Source organism: Phycisphaerales bacterium (assembly GCA_035627955.1).
Classification (GTDB): domain Bacteria; phylum Planctomycetota; class Phycisphaerae; order Phycisphaerales; family UBA1924; genus JAEYTB01.
Genome location: DASPKU010000007.1, coordinates 41,928 through 55,847, shown reverse-complemented (window position 1 = coordinate 55,847; position 13,920 = coordinate 41,928). Strand labels below are relative to the sequence as shown.

Sequence of the window (13,920 nt, the reverse complement as noted above, 5' to 3'; positions counted from 1 at the left end):
CGGCGCACCGAGCGCGAACAAGCCCGCTCCCGCGAGCCTGTCAGCACGGCCCTCCGCCAAGCACCCGGAAGAACGACTCGATGTCCGCGTCGGTGCCGATGTCGCCGTCGTTGTTGTAGTCCACGCTCCCGCACGCAGGGCAGCAGTTGCCGCCCAGGCAGGCGAAGAACGCCTCGATGTCGGCGTCGGTGCCGATGTCGCCGTCGCCGTTGAAGTCGGAGGGGGCGAGGCGGTCGACCCACACGGGCTCGGAGTACATCTCGGTGCAGTTGGTGTAGAGACCCACGCGGACGCGGAACCGGGTCTCGCAGCCGGCCTGATCCCGCCACTGAATCCGCAGGTTCTCGGTGTTCACGCCGCTCGAGCGGCCGCACCAGCGGTTGCCCTCGATGATGTCGCTGTTGTAGAGCACCCACCAGCCGCCCCATGGCTGCTCGCGCTCCCACCAGATGAAAACCGGTTCGGGGAAGTCGTACCGGACCGACAGGTTGACCTCGGAGTTGGCGCACCCGCGCTGCCACTGGGGTTGCTGCACGATCATGATCGGCGGTGGCATGGTGAACGAAGCTGGGATGATCGCCGTGCCGCAGCGGTTCTCGACGTTCAGCTCGTAGTCTCCGTAGTCGGCCTCCTGGACGCCGTTGATGGTGAGCATGCCGGTCTGCGTGCCCGTGAAGTGGCCGCCCTCTGCAAGGCTCGCGCCGTTGCGCATCCACTGGAAGGTGCACGGCTGGATGGAGGCGACATCGGCGCGGAGCACGCCCGTCTGTCCGGGGCACGCGAAGCCGCTGGGCGACGGCCAGGCCACGGGCGTGCCGGCCCGCAGATGGATGGGCCCCGACGCGGCCTCGCCGCAACCGGTGATCACTTCGCACGTGTAGAAACCCGCGTCGACGGGTATCGCCGGTGTTAGTGTCAGCGTGGCGGACTGAGCTCCCGCGATGCGACCCCCGTTGCTCAGCGGCTGACCGTCCCGGTGCCAGCGGTACTGGATTGGGCCTGGGCCCACGGCAGTGACGGAAAGCGTGGCATCGCCGCCGCTGCACGGCAGGTTGACGTGATCGCTCTGACTGGCGACCAGTGCGCCCGTGGGCGAGAACGCAAACTGCACGCTCAAGCCCTGCGTGCACGAGTCGTCGACGGAGCAGGACAGCGTGTGCACGCCATTGGGGAAGTCCTCCGGGCTGACGTTCGAGAGCGTCAGCGTGCTGCCGCGCGACCCTGACACGACCGTGCCGTGCGGCAGCACGCCGTCCACGAGCGTCGGGAATCCTGAGCACAGCCACCTCAAGTCGTAGGTCCCGGGAGGATCCAAGCTCACACTGAAGCTTGCGCTCGCTCCCGGGCAGGACGCGACAGCGGTCGGGGAGGCCGCGCTCACCTGCACCTGCGGGAACGTGAGCGTCGCCTCGCCGCTCTGCGTCGCCTGCGAGCACGCGTCGGTCAGGTGGTACGCGAGGCGCACCGTTGGCGTCCCGAAGTCGGCCTGTTTGGCGTTCTCGAACAACAAGCGCGGCCCGTGCACGCCGCTGATCTGGCTCCCGTTTGCCAGCGTGCCATTGTCAAGGTCAACCCAGGCGTTTGAAGCAGCGTCGAAGCGCCGCCACTGCACGTGGAATGGCCCGGCGCCGGTCGGGTTGATGTCGAAGAACGCTCCGCCCGCCTGGCAGGCGGGAGCGCTGGCCGGTGTCGGGGCCGCCGCCACCGGCGGGTTGCAGGGCGGAGCGGGCGGGGCCGCTGGGAGCGTCGAGAGGAAAAGTTCTTCGGCGATGGTGTGGCAGACGTGCACATCCTCCACTACCACGCGATCCAGGAAGCTCGGCGCGTCGCGGAAGTTGTAATCGAGCAGCGCCCACTCGTTCACCGATACGAGCTCAAGCTCATCGACCGACCCCATCCCGCCCTGGTTCGGATTGGCGCACACGCGCTCACCGGCGGGGGCGATCACTCCATCGTTGTTCCAGTCCACGCCGGAGAAGAAGGGGACGTAGTTGATGCAGACGTTGTTGACAAAGGTGGCCGTGCAGCTGCCCAGCGGGTTGGGCGCGTCGGTCGGGAGGCACGGCGACACGCCATTGGGCGAACGCACGAAGTAGGGAGTGACGACCCCCGTCAGCAGCCCGCCGATCGGGGTCGACTCGTAGAGATTGGCCTTGTCCAGCATCGGCAGCGCCTGCCGCTGATAGTCAAGGTTGACCCGCAGCCCCGGTGGAGCAAAGTCACGCGCCCCGCACCAGAAGTAGTTCATCACGCTGAAGTGATTGGGGTTGTAGTTCTGTGCCTTCTTCCCGCCCCCGTGAAACAGGCCGAGCGTGTGGCCCAGCTCGTGCATGAACGCGGCCGCGTACATGTCCTCGATGCTGACGCTGGGTGGCGGGACGTAGTTGCCAAGCGCGAGGATCAGGTCGTTGCCGCCGATGCGGGGCCCCTCCGCGGGCGCGCTGTGGACCTCTCCGACTCCGAGCACCCCATCGGGCAGGCTGAGGACCGACATGCAGTACCGGTACGCCTGCGCGCGAGCCTTCAGGCGCGCGTCGCGATCAGGATGATTCTGGTCCTCGAAGGTGCCGAAGAAGTCAGCCTTCTCGTCGAAGAACTCGGTTGCGCCGTGGCTGCTGAGGAAGTCGCGCATCGGCACGTTGGTGTCGTCGAACTGCACATGCAGCGCAATCCCCGGCAGACCGCCCGGCGCATCCACCGTCACGGGCGCCGTATCGAACGCGGCCACCACGCGATCAATCGCCCCCTGCGGCGGCATCAGCCCCGGCATCGAATCGATTTCGACGTACAGGTCCTTGCGGAGGTAGTGCGCATCGGGCAGTTCGTACCGCAGCACCTGCCCATCATGGCTGAGGTACGGGATCCCGTTCATCTCCCAGTCGTCGTAGAGCCCGTCGCCGTCGGTGTCCTTGCGGAGGTCGACCACGTACGGGAGGTACTGGCCCAGGTACGCACCGTCGCCAGTGATCACCATGCCGTCGATGGAGACGTCTCTGACGGGTCCGAGCACCCACCCGGTGAGGGCCACTCCGCGGGCCGCCACGTACTCATTGATCTCGACCATTCCCGTCGCAGAGGTCCAGATCCAGCCGGTGCTCGAACGCTCGCCGGACACCATCCACTCAGCGCGCCCGCCAACCACACGCCCGTCGGTGCTGATGCACGACGGGAACGGGTTTCTCGCGTTCGGCATGATGCCCAAGTCGGTCTCGCCACCGCTGCCCCATCGCATTGCCTGCCAGAAGCCGCCGCTTAGCTGCGCCAGCACAGCCCCCGCCACCGCACTCCCGTCCCCGCTCACCGCCTGCGCCTCAGACAACTCCACGTTCGAGAGGATGGTCGGCGTGCCATTGACCCACTTGGTTGCTCTGAACCTTCCATTGCCATCAGCCGAGCTGAACTGGGTGATGCCAACCACCACAGCACCGTTGTGATTCACATCGACCGCAAAGGACCCCTGGTCTCCCAGGCTCGGCAGGAACTGCCGCCCGCCCGCCTGGGACCAGACCGCCGAGGGTCCGACACTCCCGTTCCCTGCGTTCCCCGCGATGAAGCGCCCGTCGCTGCTCAGCCCGAAACCTTCTCTCATAACGGGCACCGCCGAGACCTGACCAGGCTGGGAGAGGAAGGGAACCGAGACCCCATTGATAGTGCATGCTCCCAATACGGTCTCGCCGTTGAAGCTGACATCCCGCGCAAACGGCTGAGTGCCCCCCGGCGGCGCCGCAATGAACTCGGTCCCGCCGCTCTTCGTCCACCGGAACGCCGCGTAGTACCCAGGCGAGAAGATGTCGCGCAACATGCCGACCACCGTCGAGCCGTCGGCGCTGATCGCATACACGTCAACGGTGTTGAAGTCTGGCAGCGGGAAGATCGGCGTAATGGACTGCGCGCTTGCGAGCGAAGATGCACCTGCGAGGACCAGGCAAGCGGTAACGAGCGAACGACTCATGCGGGGAACCTCCAAGCCGTCGAGGCTACCAAAGGCCGCGCTGCACGCAATTGCATTCACGCCCAAAAGCACATGAGGCGGCCGCCCGCTCAGGGAAGCCGCCTCACGTGGTCACTCGAATACCGGCTCAGGCCTTGTACGCCGCCGCCACCTTGCTCAGCGCCTCGCCCACGATGCGGAAGTGATCATCTGTCAGGTCGTGATGCATCGGCAGGCAGAAGACCTTGCTCGACAGCGAGTCGGCCACCGGGCAGTTGGCCAGGTCCCACTCCTTGAGCGCCGGCTGCTTGGGCAGCGAGCGCGGGTAGTGCGTGGCGGTGGGCACGCCCTCGGCGTTGAGGGCCTTGCAGAACTCGTCGCGCGTGCAGCGGAACTTGCTAAGGTCCAGCTGCACGGTGTACAGGTGGTACACCGCCTCGGCGCCAGGCGTCGTTACCGGAGTCTTGATGCCAGGGATCTTGGCGATCAGCTTGTCGTACTTCGCGGCCGCGGTCTGGCGGGCCTTGGTCTGCGCCTCCAGCCGCTCCAGGCGCGAGAGGCCCAGGGCGCCAGTCAGGTCGTTCATGCGGTAGTTGTAACCCACCGATTCGTGCAGGTACTTATCGGTCTCGCCGTGGGAGCGGAGCAGCTTGATCTCGCGGGCGAGCCCCTCGTCGTTGCACGTGACGAAGCCGCCCTCGCCGGTGGCGAAGTTCTTGGTCGCGTACAGCGAGTAAGTCACCGCGTCGCCGAAGGCGCCGATGCCGCGACCCTTGTACGTCGCCAGGTGCGACTGCGCGGCGTCGTAGATCACCATCAGGTTGTGCTTCTCGGCGAGGCTCTGGAACGCGTCGATGTCCACCGGGCAGCCGTAGAGGTGCGTCGCGGCGATCGCGGTCGTGTTGCTCGTCACCTTGCGGGCGGCGTCCCGCGGGTCCATCTGGTAGGTGTCGGGCAGGGCGTCCACGAAGATGGGGGTGGCGCCGCGGGCGACGATCATGGAGACTGTCGCGATGTACGACCAGGCGGGGACCAGCACCTCATCGCCGGGCTTGATCAGCGGCTCGTAGGCCAGCTGCAGGGCGCAAGTGCCGTTGGCGCAGGTCATTGCGTACTTGGCCTCGGTGAGCTTCGCCCACTTCTCCTCCAGGGCCGTGCACTTGGCGGCCGCCCGCAGCATGCCGCTCCTCAGCACCTCGACCACGGCGTTGACGTCGCCATCGGTCAGGCCCGTGGACATGAAGGGCACGGGTTTGGGGCTGACCGGCGTGCCGCCGTTGACGGCGAGGGAGGCGGTCTTGCTGTCGGCGGGGGCGGCGGGGGTCAGCACGGTGGACAAGCGGCAACTCCTGAGGGTCGGTTTGACAGAGCGTGAGGATAGCATCCACTCACTCCGTGGGTACCCCGCCGCTCCGCGGCGGCCGCCTTTTCTTCAGTTGATCAATGCTTGCAAGGGCGCGTTGCCAACCGTGATGAAGAAGATCCGCCGCGGAGCGGCGGGGTACCCACGCAGGGGTAGCGTCTTTCCCTATTCACCCAAACCAGCCCCGACCGGCGTCGCCGGTTTGGGGGTGTGCGGCAACAGGGGTGCGCACCATCGACGTATAGTCGCACATGCGATTCCCTCGTTCTGGCGTGGCCCGCGTTGCGGGTCTGGCGTTGCTCGTCGCTCTGTCCGGCGTGGCGGTTGGTCAGGGTGAGGCCCCCCGGGCCAAGCCCCGCGCCCTCACGCGCCTCGACCAATCCATTATCAGCGAGTTCGGCGGCACCAAGGCCGCGACCCGCCCCAGCCGCGACGCCACCATGGGATTCTCCCTGCCCACGCAGGTCTCCGAGGTCCTCCTCCGCGGCGGCGCGGAGGTCAAGAAGGGCGACATGATCGTCCGCGGCGACGAGGCCGAGGACGTCGCCATCCTCAAGCTCCAGAAGGTCAAGGCCGAGAAGGATTGGCCGGTGCAGAAGGCCGAGAAGGCCGCGGCCCTCGCCAAGGTCGAGTACGAGAAGACCAAGACGGCCTTCGACCAGCGCGGCTCCAGCGCCTTCGAGGTTGATCGCGCACGCCTCTCCTCCGAGGCCGCGGTACTCGACCACGAGACCGCCAAAGTGAACCAGACCCAGGAAGTCCTACAGGTCGAGCGCTTGGAGGCCCGCCTCGAGAAGATGCGCCTCCGCGCCCCCTTCGACGGCGAGATCGACAGCGTCATGGTGGACGTCGGCCAGTCCGTCACCGAGAACGAGAAGGTTGTGCGCGTGGTCAACGTCGATCCACTGTGGATGGACGTGCCCGCCCCCACCGAGGACCCGGCCACGCTCTCCCTCAAGCCCGGCGACAAGGCCTGGGTGCTGATCGACATCGCGACCGGCTCGCGCGTCGCCGAGGGCAAGGTCATCGAGGTCAGCCCGACCACCGACCTCGCCAGCCGCAGCCGCCGTATCCGTGTCGAGCTGCCCAACCCCAAGGGGCCGCAGCGCATCCTGGCCGGTGAGCCCGCGTGGGTCCGCTTCACCCAGCCCTCCGCTGAGGTCATGAGCAAGGTGACCGCGGCCATCGAAGCCATGAAGCAGCCGGTGCAGGCGTCGAAGTAACAAGTTGAACCTGCGGCTCGACGAAGAGCCGCCGCGGAGCGGCGGGGTACCCAAGAGATGCCGATGAACGATCTGTCCAAACTGCGGGCGCCCGGCTGGTCGCGCGTCGTGGCCGAGCTCACCGCTCCCGCGCCCGACGACAAGCTCTTCCTGGTGCGGCTGCTCTCCGTGCTCGCGCAGGTGAGCGGCGCGCGCCAGGCCGTGTTCTACCAGGTCCCCCTCAAGGATGACCCGGCCGACCCGCGCCCCATCCTCGTGTGGCCTTACGGCGAGGTGACCGACGCCCAAGGCCGCATGACCGTGCCCGCCGACGCCCTCTTCGGCGGCGAGCGCTGCAACGAGTCCAACATCGTCAACGCCCGCGAGTCGCGCGACGCGGCCCGCGCGGCCGGCAACTCGCGCCAGGCCGCCGTCTTCAGCCTCGGTGACGAGCTGATGTACGACCCCAGCAACAATGGCACCTACCTGATCGCGGTGCCGATCAGCGCCGGCCTGCCCGAGCAGGCGGCCCAGGCGCCGCTGCTGGGCGTGGCCGTGCTTTCGATCGAGAGCATGTCGCGCCAGGCGATCCAGACCACGCTCGCCCTGGTCGAGGTGCTCGCGGGGTACGTGTTCACCCACGCGACCAACCAGGCGCTCAAGAAAACCCGCCAGGCGTCCGCCGCCCTTGACCTCGCGGCCCGCCTCATCGCCGCAATCAACACGGTCCCGGGCTTCAAGGGCTGCGCCCTCCAGTTCGTCAACGACCTCTGCCGCCAGCTCAGCGTTGATCGCGTCGCGCTCGGCTGGGTGAGCGGGAGCGCCAACGCCCGCCGCCAAGGCACTGTCCCAGGCGCGGGCCGCACCGGCGTGCGCCTCACCGCCCTCTCCGACACCGAGAACCTCGACCGCCGCATGGCCATGGCCCAGAAGGTCGAGGCCGCGATGGAGGAGTGCCTCGACCAGGAGCAGACCGTGCTCTACCCGCCGCCGGCGGTGCAGGGCGACGCGGTGCTCGGCCAGGCGATCACGCACGCCCACCGCGAGCTCGCGTCCAGCGACGCCAAGCTCAAGGTCGCCAGCTTCCCGTTGCGGCTGACCGACGCCAAGGGCGAGCGGATCATCGGCGTGGTGCTCATCGAGAGCGCCGGCGACGGCAACATCGAGCTGACCACCATCGAGCTCGTGCAGGCGACGCTCGACCTGATCGCCCCCGTGCTCGCCGTGCGTCACAGCGACGACCGCGCTCTGCCGCTCCGCGCGTGGGACAGTGCCGTGAAGGCCGGCGCGTGGGCCGTGGGGCCCAAGCACACGGTGTGGAAGATCGTCGGCGTGCTGGTGATGGTTGCGACGTTCCTGCTGTTCTTCGTGACGGTTACGTACCGCGTCGGCGCGCCTATGGAGCTGATGCCGCGCGAGCGCCGCACGATCTCCGCGCCCTTCGACGGCGTCATCGCCGAGCTGCACAAGGGCATCGAGCCGGGCGTGAAGGTCACCAAGGGCCAGCCGCTGGTGAAGTTCTACACACACGAGATGGAGCTCTCCCGCCTCCAGTCCATCAACGAACTGCAGCAGTACGAGGCCGAGGCCAACGAGGCCCTGCGTGCGGGCGAACTGGCCAAGTACGAGGCGGCGCGTGCCCAGGCCGACCAGATCCGCGCCCGGCGCGACCTGCTGACCAGCCAGATCGGCAGGGCCACGATCGTCGCGCCCATCGACGGCACGATCATCACCGGCGACCTCAAGGACAAGGTCGGCGCCGGCGTGAAGCTCGGCGACAAGATGTTCGAGATCGCCGACCTCAGCGACATGCAGGTCGTGGCCAAGGTCGACGACCGCGACATCTCGCTCATCCAGATCGAGCAGACCGGGGAGATTGCCCCCAAGGCCAACCCCTCGTTCGTCGTGCCGTTCGTCGTAGAAGCCATCGTGCCCCTCGCCCAGACCGCCGAGGGCACCAACGCCTTCGAGGTCCGCGGCCGGCTCGAGCGCACCCCCGGCTGGTTCCGCCCCGGCATGGAGGGTCAGGCCAAGTTCAACACCGAGGAGCACAGCCTCGCGTGGATCGCCAGCAGGCGCATCGTGGACACCTTGAAGGTGTGGTTGTGGTGGTGATGGAAGGAAGTGGCAGAGTGGCAAAGTGGCGAAGTGGCAAAGTGAAGAGCCTCGTTCAGCCGCGTTGCGGGTCTGCCGACGTGTCCGCGCACTTTGCCACTCTGCCACTTGGCCACTTTGCCACTTGAGGTTGCATGAGCGAACGCTCCACATTCTCCCCCTTCTGGCACCGCGTCCGCGTGATGAAGCCGCGCCTGCGCCCCCACGTGCAGATCACGCGTCAGCACTACCGCGGCCAGCGGTGGCACGTCGTCCACGACCCCTCCAGCAACCAGTACTACCGCCTCAACCCCGTCGCCCACGAGTTCGTCGGCCTGCTCGACGGCCACCGCGAGGTCGAGGCGGTGTGGCAGGCCAGCCTGCAGAAGCACGGCGACGCCGCGCTCACACAGAACGAGGTCATCCAGCTCCTCTCACAACTCTTCTCCAGCAACCTGCTCTCCGCGGACGTGCCGCCCGAGACCGAGCAGCTGCTCTCGCGCGGGCGTCAGCGCCTGGGGCAGAAGGTCAAGCAGCAGGCCATCGGCCTGATGTACTTCCGCATCAAGCTCTTCAACCCCGACCGCATCCTCACCTGGCTCGAGCCCATCTTCCGCCCCCTCATCGGGCGCGTCGGGTTCATCCTCTGGGCGATGCTGGTCATCATCGCCCTGGGCAACCTCCTGCCCTACTGGGATGAGCTCCGCGGCGGCTTCGAGTCCGCCATCGCCCCCGCCAACTGGGGCTGGATCATGGTCGTCTTCGTCGTGACCAAGCTCTGGCACGAGCTGGGCCACGGCCTGATCTGCAAGCGCTACGGCGGCCAGGTGCCCGAGTTCGGCGCCATGATGCTCGTGCTCATCCCCGCGCCCTACGTCGACGCCTCCGCCGCGTGGGGCTTCGGCAGCAAGTGGCAGCGCATGGCCGTGGGCGCCGGCGGCATGATCTTCGAGCTCACCATGGCCTCCATCGCGGCGTTCGTGTGGATCGCCACCCGCCACACGCCCGGCATGGTGCACCAGCTCGCGTACAACGTGATGTTCACCGCGGGCATCTCCACCGTCCTCTTCAACGCCAACCCGCTGATGAAGTTCGACGGCTACTACATCCTCTCCGACCTGCTTGAGGTGCCCAACCTCATGCAGCGCTCGCAGAACATGCTCAAGTTCCTCGCCCAGCGCTTCATCTACCAGATCAAGGGCGCGACCCCGCCCACCAGCAGCCCCGGCGAGGCCATGATCCTGCTGACCTACGGCGTGCTGGCCATGGTCTACCGGGTCTTCCTCTTCTTCTCCATCACGCTCTACGTCATGGGCCAGATGTTCGCCATTGGCCTCTTCCTCGCCCTGTGGACCGCGGCCGTGTGGTTCATCGCCCCCGTGGGCGGCTTCGTGCACTGGCTGGCGACCAACACCCAGCTCAACGAGTTCCGCGGGCGTGCCATCGCCACCAGCTTCGTGCTCATCGTCGCCGGCCTGCTGCTGGTGGGCGTGATCCCCATGCCCGACCGCCGGCGGGCCGTTGGCGTGGTCGAGAGCGAGCACCGCTCGGGCGTCTACTTCCGCACCGCCGGGTTCGTGATCGAGTCAAAGAAGCGCCCCGGCGACTTCGTCAAGCAGGGCGAGCCGCTGGTGGTCCTTGAGAGCGATGAGCTCGAGGCCGTGATCGAGCGCACCAGGGGCGAGATCGCCGGCGCGAAGGTGAAGGAGGGCGTGGCCCACACCAAGGACATCGCCGCGTCCAAGACCGCGCAGGATTACATCGTCACGCTCAACGAGAAGCTCACCTACCTGCTCGACAAGAAGGACAAGCTCACCGTCCGCGCCCCGCACGACGGCGTGCTCGTCGGTCAGGACCCCGAGAACCTCGTGGGCAGTTACGTCAACGAGGGCGACGGGCTCTGCGAGATCGTGGACCTGGGCAGCGTGCGCGTGGTCGCGACGCTCACCCAGCCCGAGGCCGCGTGGCTGTACGAGCTCAACAGCAAGGACTATGAGGTCGAGGTCCGCCGCCTGTCGGAGGTGGACCGCGTGTACGACGCCCGCACCGACAAGGTGCTCGCCGGCGGCACCCGCGAGCTGCCGCACCAGTCGCTGGGCTTCCAAGGGGGCGGCACGATCGAGGTCGACGAGCGCGACCGCAGCGGCCTCACCGCCGCCCGCCCGCTCTTCACCGCCTACTTCACGCCGCTGCTCGAGGAGGGCGCCTTCGCCGGCCAGCCCGGCGAGCGCGTCGCCCTCCGCTTCGAGCTCCCCAGCAAGCCGCTGGTCAGCCAGTGGGTGGACCGCCTGGAGAAGCTGATCCAAGGTCGGGTGAAGCTGTGATCCGAGCCAAAGGGCAAAGAGCAAATGGCAAAGGGCAAATTAGAACTTCCGACCTCACGTTCCTATTTGCCCTTGCCGTTTGCCCCTTTGCGATCTGAAATGACCCAGGCCCTCACCCAATACCACTCCCTGTACGAGTCCCTCCGCAGCCGCCGCATGCGCCCGGAGATCCCGCAGGGTCTGGACATGCTCGCCAGCCGCGCCGGCACCGCCGTGCGCCACCGCCGTACGGGCAAGGCCTACCTCTGGTCCCAGGCCGAGCAGACGGCCGCGCTCTCCCCGCAGATGCGGCAGATGTCCGACGGCGTGCTCAGCCAGCACCTCAGTGACCTCCGCGAGGTCTTCTTCCGCAAGCGCCAGGACGAGGACGCCGTGCGACGCGCCCTCGCCGGCGTGCGCGAGGTCGCGCGGCGTGAGACCGGCGAAGAGCCCTTCCAGGTGCAGCTCATGGCCGCGCTCGCCATGTACCACGGGCGCGTGGTCGAGATGGTGACCGGCGAGGGCAAGACGCTCACCGGCTCCATCGCCGCCCCGCTCATCGCCTGGCAGCACCGCCGCCTGCACATCTTCACCGTCAACGACTACCTCGCCGCCCGCGACGCCGCCTCGCGCGAGAAGATCTACAAGCGCTGCTTCCTCGACGTCGGCGCCATCACGCAGGAGATGGAGCCCCCCGAGCGGGCCGACGTCTACCGGCGCGCCATCGTCTACGGCACGCCCAAGCAGATCGTCGCCGACTGGCTCCGCGACCAGATCGCCCTGGGCCGCGCTAACACCTCGTGGGCCGCCCGCCAGGCCGTGATGCTCGGGCGCACCGGCGGGCACGGCCCGCTCGTCCCCGGCCTCCGCGCCGCCATGGTCGACGAGGCCGACGCCGTGCTCATTGATGAGGGCGTCGTCCCGCTCATCATCGCCCGCTCGCGCCGCGAGGACGAGATGTCCCGCGTCTACCGCGAGGCCTCGCTCATGGCCGCCAAGCTCGACGAGGGCCCCGACTACGAAGTCCTGCACGTGCAGCGTCGCGTCGAGCTCAAGCGCCGCGGCGTGCACCGCTGCGAGCAAATGTTCCAGGAAACGATCGCCCGCGGCGGCGAGCCCATCTGGAAGGCCACCCGGCGCGGCGAAGAGCTCATCCGCCAGGCCCTCGTCGCCAAGCACTGCTACCTCCGCGGCCAGCAGTACGAGATCGTCGACGGCAAGGTCATCATCGTCGACGAGTACACCGGCCGCTTCCTCCCCGACCGCTCATGGGAGCACGGCCTGCACCAGGCTGTGGAAGCCAAGGAAGGCCTCGAAGTCACCGCCGACCGCGAGACGCTCGCCCGCCTCTCATTCCAGCGGTTCTTCCGCACCTACCCGTTCCTCTGCGGCATGACCGGCACCGCCGCGGATGCGACGATCGAGATCGAGGGCGTCTATTCGCGCCCGGTCACGATCATCCCCACCAACCGCCCCATCGCCCGCAAGCAGTGGCCCCTCCGCGCCTTCCGCACGCAGAAGGACAAGTACGCCGCCATCGCCCAGTCCATCGAAGAGATCCACGCGCAAGGCCGCCCCATCCTCGTCGGCACCCGCAGCATCACCACCAGCGAGCTGCTCAGCGACCTGCTCAACCAGCGCGGCCTCAAGCACCAGGTCCTCAACGCCAACTTCGACAAGGACGAGGCCGAGGTCGTCGCCCGCGCGGGCAAGGGTCGTGGGTCAGGCCTCGACGGCTCCGAGGCGGCCATCACCGTCGCCACCAACATGGCCGGGCGCGGCACCGACATCAAGCTCGACGACGCCGCGAAGCAGGCCGGAGGACTGCACGTCATCCTCACCGAGATGCACGGCGCCCTCCGCATCGACCGCCAGTTCATCGGACGCGCCGGCCGCCAGGGCGACCCCGGCTCCGCACAGACCTTCGTCTCCTGCGAGGACGACCTCGTGGCCAAGCACACGCCGGTGCTCGCCAAGCTGCTCCGCGACCGCTCACCCACCCCCGAGCTCTCCAGCATCGGCCTCGCGAAACGCGTCTTCCGCCTCGCCCAATCCCGCAGCGAAGCCCGCGACCGCCGCAACCGCGCCCAGGTCCTCAAGCAGGACGACTGGATCGACAAGTACCTGCCCGGCGCGGGCTGACGGCCCTGCTCACCGTTCTTCTTCGCCCCAACGGGGCGCTGAGTGTTGCCACGGGCAGAGCGAGACCGCTTCGGTCTCGCGCCGCCCGTGGTTGAAGGTGCGAGCCGACCCGCCCCGACGGGGCGGAGGAGCGAACGCACACCACGCGATACGGGTGACTCACTCAACATCCGCGATCCGAAATTCCAAACCCGAAATATCTTCCGGATCCGCCCGAGCGACGCGCACCCACCCTCACGCGAAGATCGACCCCATCCCCAGCCCCCGCCGCAGGTCCGCCAGCTGCCCCGTGTGCATCCCGTTGTGGAACACCATCCGCTGCGCCGCCATGTACAGCGGGATCTGCGTCGGCCCCCACGGGATCATCACGTCCAGCCGCGCGTCCTCGCTCTCGCGAACGCACCGCGCCAGCCGCTCCACCGCCGCGTCGTACGCCTGCACGCACCGCTCAAACCGCGGCCACACCTGCCCCGCCACCGGCGCCGGCGACGCGAAGCACACCGTCTCGGTCCCGAACTTCTCCGGCGTGTTCACCGCCGCACCCTGCACGAAGTCTGCCTCTGCCAGCGGCTCGCCGTCAAAGTGCTTGGCGATCGTCTGCATCACCAGCGCGAGATGCCCCAGCTGCCACGCCACATGGTTCGGCAACCCCGGCGCCTGCGCCGTGTGGTTCGCGTCGCTGAACCCCTTGAGATAGCGCGCCAGCAGCGGCTTGGTCGAAAGAACACCATCAGCAATCGCAGTGCGTCGGTCCATGACCAAGTCTACCCGCGATTCCGTCGTATCAGTCCCATGAGTCCTATCCGACCTACCACCCCATCGGCGACGTTTGTGCGCAAACTTGTGGACATACCCCGTCTCCCCTTGCGGCCGCGCCGCCGCGTG

7 protein-coding genes are annotated in these 13,920 nt (G+C 67.8%); 4 read left to right on the top strand and 3 right to left on the bottom strand.

Annotation, left to right across the window (positions count from 1 at the left end; genetic code table 11):
* Positions 1 to 40: 40 nt before the first annotated feature.
* Positions 41 to 3,952: an immunoglobulin domain-containing protein gene (locus VD997_06320; protein ID HYE61591.1), complete on the bottom strand. Its 3,912-nt coding sequence runs from the start codon at positions 3,950 to 3,952 to the stop codon at positions 41 to 43.
* 127 nt (positions 3,953 to 4,079) lie between these two features.
* Positions 4,080 to 5,261: a DegT/DnrJ/EryC1/StrS family aminotransferase gene (locus VD997_06315; GenBank protein HYE61590.1), complete on the bottom strand. Its 1,182-nt coding sequence runs from the start codon at positions 5,259 to 5,261 to the stop codon at positions 4,080 to 4,082.
* A gap of 284 nt (positions 5,262 to 5,545) precedes the next feature.
* Between VD997_06315 and VD997_06310 the strand changes: the two genes are divergently transcribed.
* The 4 genes from VD997_06310 (at position 5,546) to VD997_06295 (ending at position 13,035) form a co-directional block, all read left to right on the top strand.
* Positions 5,546 to 6,517, top strand: a complete 972-nt coding sequence (locus VD997_06310; protein HYE61589.1) for an efflux RND transporter periplasmic adaptor subunit — start codon at positions 5,546 to 5,548, stop codon at positions 6,515 to 6,517.
* Between the two features lie 63 nt (positions 6,518 to 6,580).
* A complete protein-coding gene (locus VD997_06305) occupies positions 6,581 to 8,611 on the top strand; it encodes an efflux RND transporter periplasmic adaptor subunit (protein ID HYE61588.1) in 2,031 nt (676 codons plus the stop codon).
* Between the two features lie 134 nt (positions 8,612 to 8,745).
* Positions 8,746 to 10,914 carry a PqqD family peptide modification chaperone gene (locus VD997_06300; protein HYE61587.1) on the top strand — a complete coding sequence of 723 codons (2,169 nt, stop codon included), beginning with the start codon at positions 8,746 to 8,748 and terminating at the stop codon, positions 10,912 to 10,914.
* Between the two features lie 99 nt (positions 10,915 to 11,013).
* Positions 11,014 to 13,035, top strand: coding sequence for a hypothetical protein (locus tag VD997_06295; protein HYE61586.1), 2,022 nt, complete (start codon positions 11,014 to 11,016; stop codon positions 13,033 to 13,035).
* A 234-nt stretch (positions 13,036 to 13,269) separates the two neighbouring features.
* On the opposite strand, the gene VD997_06290 is transcribed toward VD997_06295, so the two are convergent.
* Positions 13,270 to 13,791 carry a DinB family protein gene (locus VD997_06290; GenBank protein HYE61585.1) on the bottom strand — a complete coding sequence of 174 codons (522 nt, stop codon included), beginning with the start codon at positions 13,789 to 13,791 and terminating at the stop codon, positions 13,270 to 13,272.
* Between the last annotated feature and the right edge of the window lie 129 nt (positions 13,792 to 13,920).